This is a genomic window from Streptomyces sp. NPDC001513, from assembly GCF_042894695.1.
Taxonomy (GTDB): Bacteria; Actinomycetota; Actinomycetes; order Streptomycetales; family Streptomycetaceae; genus Streptomyces.
Window position 1 is genome coordinate 291,856 of sequence record NZ_JBIAVU010000006.1, and the last position, 7,967, is coordinate 299,822.

Below are 7,967 nucleotides of genomic sequence, written 5' to 3' on the forward strand. Positions count from 1 at the left end.
TCCGGGTACGGGCTCAGGCGCGGCGGCGGCGGAGGGGGGTGGCGGTGACGCCGAGGAGGATCATCAGGCCGAGGGTGCCGGCTGCGAGGCCTGGGGTGAGGCCCTTGGGGGTGAAGGTGCAGGAGAGCTTGCGGGTGCCCGGGGGGAGGTCCACGGCGAGCAGGCCGTGGAAGCTCTTGGCCGGGGCGGAGCACTTCCAGCCCGGGACGTCGGTCAGGGCCAGGACCGCCGTGCCGGTGGCGCCCTGGGGGAGGGTGGCCTCGATGGAGTGGCCGCCCGTGGTGACCTTGGTGGCGCCCGTGTCGGTGAGGTGGCGGACCGCGGTGTCGAGGTCCGCGCGGTTCAGGCAGCCCAGCGGGTGCTCGCCGGCGGTGGCGTCCTTGGTCTGCGTCCGCACCGTCGCCTCGATCCGGCCGGAGGCGGGGACCGGGCCGAGCGGGACGACTCCCGTCATCTCGTCCTCCAGCCGGTGCTGGGCGCCGCCGGTTTCGAGGGTTCCGTAGAGGGCGGGGGAGAACCAGTAGGCCTCGGACCCGGGGGTGCACTGGGCGGCGTACGTCTGCTCGGTGGCGCTCCCCGCCCGGGTGACCTGCGGGACCTGGTAGACGGTCGCGCCCAGGACGTTCTCCTGGCGGGCGTAGACGCTGTCGGCCGGGTTGGGGGAGGCGTAGGGGCCGGTGCGGACGGTGACGAGCGGGGGCGCGGGGAACTTCGAGGCCGTCCAGGTGCCCGGGGCGGAGCCAGGGCGGACCCGCGCGCCGATCGAGAAGATCGCGTCGAGCACCGGGTTGTCGGCCCCGAAGAAGGTCCGGCCGTCGTTCTTGAAGCCGTAGCCGAGGGGTTCGAGGGCCTGGTACGTGGCCTCCGGCAGGTAGCTGCTGTAGTACTGCGGGCCCTCCGCGCGCAGGGCGAGGGCGTCGTTGTACGCGGTCTGCGGTGCGCCCGAGTCGGTGCGGTACGCGGGCCAGCCGGCCACGCCGCGGACCGTGTCGAAGTGGCCGGTGATCGTCCGGTTCGAGGTGGCGATCGGCTTGGCCCAGCGCTCGCGGGCCCGGCGGGAATCGGCGTTCACCGCGGCGACGGTGGACTCCGCGAAGACCACGCCGATCATCAGGGCCGCCGCCACCGGGATCAGGAAGCGCCGGTTCTCGCCGAGGGAGAGCAGGAGGAGCGCGAGCAGCGAGACCGCGCCGCCGCCGAGCACCGCGGGCCAGGTCCAGCCGCCGAAGTCGTCGGTGTGGCGCAGGACGAAGGTGGCCGCGACGAGCAGGGCGGCGACCAGGGCCAGGTGGAGGGGGCGCGGCCGGTTCGCCAGCGCCAGCCAGGCGACGATCACCACCATGCCGCTGAAGACGAAGGTCTCGCGGTACGGGTTGCCGTTCGGCACCGCCAGCCCGTGCCAGACGAACTGCGTCGGCGGGAACTGGAAGGAGGCGAGCACGAGCAGGGTCGCCGCCGCCCACACCAGGCGGGTCCGCTGCGCGACCCGGGTGTTGAGGAGGAAGCTTCCTGCCAGGATCAGGCCCAGCGAGGCCACGTACAGCCGCGGCCGGCCGCCCCACAGGTGGGTGGCGGGGAGCATGCCCGCGAGGAAGACCTCGATGCGTACGGGGTCGAAGGCGGCGGCCTTGGTGGGCTGCGCGGCTCCGCTGGACAGGAACGACGGCAGGAGCAGCGGGAGCGTGAGCAGGATCCCGGTCCCGGCGGCCGTCGCGGCCCGCCACACGGCGCGCAGCCGCTGCCGGCCGGTCATGTCATGGGTGATCAGGCGGATGGCCAGCAGGACGCAGGCGGCCATCGTGGCCATCATCGCGGTGTAGAAGTTCCCGAACCAGGCGAGGGCGACCAGCAGGGCCACGCCCGGCCAGCGGCGCTCCTCGAGACACCACTCGACGGCGATGCCGAGCATCGGGAGGGCGACCAGGCCCCACAGCCACATCGGGATGTACGAGGCGTCGCTGAGCGCCCAGCCGCACAGGCCGTACGTGGCTCCGAGCACGCCCCGCTGCCACCACGGGCCGGGGTGCAGCTTGCCGAGGTACACCGTCATCACGGCCGCGGCGGCGCCCATCGTGAGCGGGGTGATCGCGAAGACGGCCAGGTCGACGTGGGCGCGCGGGACGAGGACGGCCAGCCAGGAGAAGGGGTTGCCGAGGTACGTGTAGTAGTCGGACAGGAACTGCTGGCCGAAGCCGCCGCGCCAGGTGAAGAGCAGGTCGCCGGCGGCCTGCCCGTGGACCAGGTCCCACAGCGCCCGGTGGAAGGGCACGTACTGGTTGGCCTGGTCGTTGAGGGCGCGGCCGGTGTTGCCGAAGGGGAAGGTGCCGCGCACCACCCAGGCCGCGCAGAAGGCGGCCGAGGTGACGAGGAAGGCGAGCAGGGGCCCGTAGAGGCGGGCGGCCCGACGGCGCGGCCGCCGGGCCGGACCGGGGACGGGGTCGGGGGGAGGAGCGCCGACTGCGGTCTGCTCCGGTGCCACGGTCCCCAATGTCCTGCTCCCTGCTGCTCGACGGCAAGCGGCCAGTTTAGGTCGCCGGGGTGGGGCGGCCCGCAGGACGGGCCGCCCCGTGCCCCGGCGGGAGCGCCTACTGGCCGGTGATCTGCCAGGCCGTGACGGCGACGGCGGAGACGGCCGCGAGCGCGGTCACGCTGGCCAGGGGCCAGCGGGCGCGCTCCAGGGAGTCCAGCCGGGCCTCGTGGTCGGCGAGGCGCGCGTCCGTCTGGTCACTGCGCTGCACCAGCAGTGCGAGTGAACCGTCGACGCGGGCGAAGCCGGCCTCCATGGTGCCGCGCAGCGCGACATGCTGATCCGCTCCGGCCGGGTCGCCCCGGAAGAGCTCCCGCTGGCCTCCCCGGAGCCGGCCCCGGGCGGCCGGCAGCCCACCATCGAGGACTTCGCCCAGTGGCTGGGCGTCCCCGAGGCCCGCCGCGCGGTCTTCGTCAAGGTGGTCAGCCAGTTCCTGGAGCCGGACGGGGCCGACGGCGAGGCGCCCGCCGTCGCCGAGGCCCGCCGTCGCGCGCGCGACTGACCCCGGACCTGGTGGTATCGGGCAGGGCCCTTGTGCGGCCCGGGTTCCGGCAGAAGGCCGACGCGCCCCGCTTGCGCGCAGTCGGTTTTCGTGCTGGGCATTTGTTTTGACCTACCTCTGTGAGGTAGGTACGCTCTGACCTTGTGCCTGGGGTGTGCCCTGGCTCCCGCGTGTGCATAAGACCCCGCGGAGAGTCCAGAAGAACACACCGCAATCTGCGCCTGCCTCACCTCGGTGAGAGCGTGCAGTGTTCGACACACCCGACCGCGTGGGTCGGGGGAGTTCCAGGTTAGTTTCACTACACGGCACACAGAAACCGGAGAAGTAGTGCCTACGATCCAGCAGCTGGTCCGTAAGGGCCGGCAGGACAAGGTCGAGAAGACAAAGACCCCCGCGCTTGAGGCTTCGCCCCAGCGTCGCGGCGTCTGCACGCGTGTGTTCACGACCACCCCGAAGAAGCCGAACTCGGCGCTGCGCAAGGTCGCGCGTGTGCGTCTGACCTCTGGCATCGAGGTCACCGCTTACATTCCGGGTGAGGGACACAACCTGCAGGAGCACTCGATCGTGCTCGTGCGTGGTGGCCGTGTGAAGGACCTGCCGGGTGTTCGTTACAAGATCATCCGCGGTGCGCTTGACACCCAGGCTGTCAAGAACCGCAAGCAGGCCCGCAGCCGCTACGGCGCCAAGAAGGAGAAGTAAGAATGCCTCGTAAGGGCCCCGCCCCGAAGCGCCCGGTCATCATCGACCCGGTCTACGCATCTCCTCTGGTGACGTCGCTCATCAACAAGATCCTCCTGAACGGCAAGCGCTCCACCGCCGAGCGCATCGTTTACGGCGCCATGGAAGGCCTCCGCGAGAAGACCGGCAACGACCCGGTCATCACGCTGAAGCGCGCGCTGGAGAACGTCAAGCCGTCCCTCGAGGTCAAGTCCCGCCGTGTCGGTGGCGCGACCTACCAGGTCCCCGTCGAGGTCAAGCCGGGTCGCCAGTCGACCCTGGCCCTCCGCTGGCTCGTGGGTTACTCCCGCGCCCGTCGTGAGAAGACCATGACCGAGCGCCTCATGAACGAGCTGCTCGACGCCTCCAACGGTCTTGGCGCTGCCGTCAAGAAGCGCGAGGACACCCACAAGATGGCCGAGTCCAACAAGGCCTTCGCGCACTACCGCTGGTAGTCCCAACCCACATCGAGACCGAGAGAAGACTGAGCCGATATGGCTACCACTTCGCTTGACCTGGCCAAGGTGCGCAACATCGGCATCATGGCTCACATCGACGCGGGCAAGACGACCACCACCGAGCGCATCCTGTTCTACACCGGTGTGTCTTACAAGATCGGTGAAGTCCACGACGGCGCTGCCACGATGGACTGGATGGAGCAGGAGCAGGAGCGCGGCATCACGATCACGTCCGCCGCGACGACCTGCCACTGGCCGCTCGAGGACGTCGACCACACCATCAACATCATCGACACCCCGGGTCACGTTGACTTCACGGTCGAGGTGGAGCGTTCGCTCCGCGTCCTCGACGGTGCCGTCACCGTGTTCGACGGTGTCGCCGGTGTGGAGCCGCAGTCCGAGACTGTTTGGCGTCAGGCGGACCGCTACCGCGTGCCGCGCATCTGTTTCGTCAACAAGCTCGACCGTACCGGTGCCGAGTTCCACCGCTGTGTCGACATGATCAAGGACCGCCTCGGTGCGGTTCCGATCGTCATGCAGCTCCCCATCGGTGCCGAGATGGACTTCCAGGGCGTTGTCGACCTGGTCACCATGAAGGCGTTCGTCTGGTCCGCCGAGGCGACCAAGGGCGAGATGTACGACATCGTCGACATCCCGGACAGCCACAAGGAAGCCGCTGAAGAGTGGCACGCCAAGCTGGTCGAGACGGTCGCCGAGAACGACGACCAGATCATGGAGCTGTTCCTCGAGGGCGTCGAGCCCACCGTCGAGCAGCTGCACGCCGCTGTGCGTCGCATCATCATCGGTTCCAAGGGTGAGAGTGGCGCCACCGTCACCGCGGTGTTCTGTGGCACGGCGTTCAAGAACAAGGGCGTTCAGCCCCTGCTCGACGCCGTCGTCCGCTACCTCCCCTCCCCCCTGGACGTCGAGGCCATCGAAGGCCACGACGTCCGGGACGCCGAGGTCGTCGTGAAGCGCAAGCCTTCGGACGACGAGCCGCTCGCCGCGCTCGCGTTCAAGATCATGCGCGACCCGCACCTCGGCAAGCTCACCTTCGTCCGGGTTTACTCGGGCCGCCTGGAGGCCGGCACTGCGGTGCTGAACTCCGTCAAGGGCAAGAAGGAGCGCATCGGCAAGATCTACCGCATGCACGCCAACAAGCGTGAAGAGATCGACGCGGTGGGCGCCGGCGACATCGTCGCCGTCATGGGCCTGAAGCAGACCACCACCGGTGAGACGCTGTGTGACGACAAGAACCCGGTCATCCTGGAGTCCATGGACTTCCCGGCTCCGGTCATTCAGGTCGCCATCGAGCCCAAGTCCAAGGGTGACCAGGAGAAGCTGGGTGTCGCCATCCAGTCTCTCGCGGAGGAGGACCCCTCCTTCCACGTTCACTCGGACGAAGAGACCGGCCAGACCATCCTCGGCGGTATGGGCGAGCTGCACCTCGAGGTGCTGGTCGACCGTATGAAGCGCGAGTTCAAGGTCGAGGCCAACGTCGGCAAGCCGCAGGTCGCGTACCGCGAGACGATCCGCAAGTCGGTGGAGCGTCACGACTACACCCACAAGAAGCAGACCGGTGGTACCGGTCAGTTCGCCAAGGTGCAGATCGCGATCGAGCCGATCCTCGAGGCCGACGGTCCGGCGTACGAGTTCGTGAACAAGGTCACCGGTGGCCGCATCCCGAGGGAGTACATCCCCTCGGTCGACGCGGGTGCGCAGGAAGCCATGAAGTTCGGCATCCTCGCCGGCTACGAGATGACTGGCGTCCGCGTCATCCTTCTCGACGGTGGCTACCACGAGGTCGACTCCTCCGAGCTCGCGTTCAAGATCGCCGGCTCGCAGGCCTTCAAGGAGGCCGCGCGCAAGGCTTCTCCCGTGCTCCTCGAGCCGATGATGGCCGTAGAGGTCACCACGCCGGAGGAGTCCATGGGTGACGTCATCGGTGACATCAACTCCCGCCGTGGCCAGATCCAGGCCATGGAGGAGCGTCACGGAGCGCGCCTCGTGAAGGGCCTCGTGCCCCTCTCGGAGATGTTCGGCTACGTCGGCGACCTCCGCAGCAAGACCTCGGGTCGCGCCAGCTACTCGATGCAGTTCGACTCCTACGCCGAGGTTCCCCGGAACGTCGCCGAGGAGATCATCGCGAAGGTCAAGGGCGAGTAACTCTTCGGAGTACACGCTTTAGGCTTGTCACCGGAGCCTCTGGGGCAACAGGAGTAACACTCTCGTTGCCCCGGAGGGGACCGGCTTTCCAGCAAAGATCACCTGGCGCCGATGAGTAAGGCGTACAGAACCACTCTCCAGGAGGACCCCGTGGCGAAGGCGAAGTTCGAGCGGACTAAGCCGCACGTCAACATCGGCACCATCGGTCACATTGACCACGGTAAGACGACCCTCACGGCCGCCATTACCAAGGTGCTGCACGACGCGTACCCGGACCTGAACGAGGCCTCGGCCTTCGACCAGATCGACAAGGCTCCTGAGGAGCGCCAGCGCGGTATCACCATCTCCATCGCGCACGTCGAGTACCAGACCGAGGCGCGTCACTACGCCCACGTCGACTGCCCGGGTCACGCGGACTACATCAAGAACATGATCACCGGTGCCGCGCAGATGGACGGCGCGATCCTCGTGGTCGCCGCCACCGACGGCCCGATGCCGCAGACCAAGGAGCACGTGCTCCTGGCCCGCCAGGTCGGCGTCCCCTACATCGTCGTCGCCCTGAACAAGGCCGACATGGTGGACGACGAGGAGATCCTGGAGCTCGTCGAGCTCGAGGTTCGCGAGCTCCTCTCCGACTACGAGTTCCCGGGCGACGACCTTCCGGTCGTCCGCGTCTCCGCGCTGAAGGCGCTCGAGGGCGACAAGGAGTGGGGCGAGAAGCTTCTCGGCCTCATGGCTGCCGTCGACGAGGCGATCCCGACCCCGCCGCGTGACACCGACCTGCCGTTCCTCATGCCCGTCGAGGACGTCTTCACGATCACCGGTCGCGGTACCGTCGTCACCGGCCGTATCGAGCGTGGTGTCCTGAAGGTCAACGAGACCGTCGACATCATCGGTATCAAGGAGACCAAGACCACCACCACGGTCACCGGTATCGAGATGTTCCGCAAGCTCCTCGACGAGGGCCAGGCGGGCGAGAACGTCGGTCTGCTCCTCCGTGGCATCAAGCGCGAGGACGTCGAGCGCGGCCAGGTCATCATCAAGCCCGGTTCGGTCACCCCGCACACCGAGTTCGAGGCCCAGGCCTACATCCTGTCGAAGGACGAGGGTGGCCGTCACACCCCCTTCTTCAACAACTACCGTCCGCAGTTCTACTTCCGTACCACGGACGTCACGGGTGTCGTCACCCTGCCGGCCGGCACGGAGATGGTCATGCCGGGCGACAACACCGAGATGACGGTCGCGCTGATCCAGCCGGTCGCCATGGAGGAGGGCCTGAAGTTCGCCATCCGTGAGGGTGGTCGTACCGTGGGCGCCGGCCAGGTCACCAAGATCACGAAGTAATTCGGGTTCTGACCTGGTAGCTCGTTGAATCGGGCACCAAGTTGCACTGAAGGGCCCCGGCCCATCGCCTCGGCGGTGGGACGGGGCCCTTCGGCGTTACGGGTCCGCGCGCGGGCCCGGATACGAGAGAGGGGGGCCCCCCCGCGGGGGGGGGGGGCCGCCCGGGGGGGGGGGGGGGGGGGGGTGTGCCGGGGGGGGGCGGGGTACTACAGCCCGGCGGGGGGGGGGGGGCGCCGCCCCGGCGCGCACGCCT

7 protein-coding genes are annotated in these 7,967 nt (G+C 68.8%); 5 read left to right on the forward strand and 2 right to left on the reverse strand.

The window, feature by feature from the left end:
• Positions 1–13: 13 nt before the first annotated feature.
• Together ACFYZ4_RS15985 and ACFYZ4_RS15990 are read right to left on the reverse strand one after the other, a co-directional pair.
• Complete coding sequence (locus ACFYZ4_RS15985; protein WP_390784165.1) at positions 14–2,479, reverse strand: YfhO family protein; 2,466 nt, start codon at positions 2,477–2,479, stop codon at positions 14–16.
• Between the two features lie 106 nt (positions 2,480–2,585).
• Entirely contained in the window at positions 2,586–2,783 is a 198-nt protein-coding gene (locus tag ACFYZ4_RS15990) for a hypothetical protein (protein WP_390784166.1), read from the reverse strand.
• A gap of 18 nt (positions 2,784–2,801) precedes the next feature.
• Here ACFYZ4_RS15990 and ACFYZ4_RS15995 point away from each other — a divergent pair, with 18 nt between their 5' ends.
• From ACFYZ4_RS15995 to tuf, 5 genes are all read left to right on the forward strand, one after another.
• Positions 2,802–3,029 (forward strand): hypothetical protein, encoded by a 228-nt coding sequence (locus ACFYZ4_RS15995; protein WP_390784167.1) that lies wholly within the window; start codon positions 2,802–2,804, stop codon positions 3,027–3,029.
• Between the two features lie 327 nt (positions 3,030–3,356).
• Positions 3,357–3,728 (forward strand): 30S ribosomal protein S12, encoded by a 372-nt coding sequence (rpsL, locus tag ACFYZ4_RS16000; protein WP_007265893.1) that lies wholly within the window; start codon positions 3,357–3,359, stop codon positions 3,726–3,728.
• Positions 3,729–3,730: 2 nt separating this feature from the next.
• Positions 3,731–4,201: a 30S ribosomal protein S7 gene (gene rpsG / locus ACFYZ4_RS16005; RefSeq protein ID WP_007265894.1), complete on the forward strand. Its 471-nt coding sequence runs from the start codon at positions 3,731–3,733 to the stop codon at positions 4,199–4,201.
• Positions 4,202–4,240: 39 nt separating this feature from the next.
• Positions 4,241–6,370, forward strand: a complete 2,130-nt coding sequence (gene fusA / locus ACFYZ4_RS16010) for an elongation factor G (protein WP_351295286.1) — start codon at positions 4,241–4,243, stop codon at positions 6,368–6,370.
• Positions 6,371–6,520: 150 nt separating this feature from the next.
• Positions 6,521–7,714 carry an elongation factor Tu gene (gene tuf / locus ACFYZ4_RS16015; RefSeq protein WP_254387373.1) on the forward strand — a complete coding sequence of 398 codons (1,194 nt, stop codon included), beginning with the start codon at positions 6,521–6,523 and terminating at the stop codon, positions 7,712–7,714.
• The last annotated feature ends 253 nt before the right edge of the window (positions 7,715–7,967 follow it).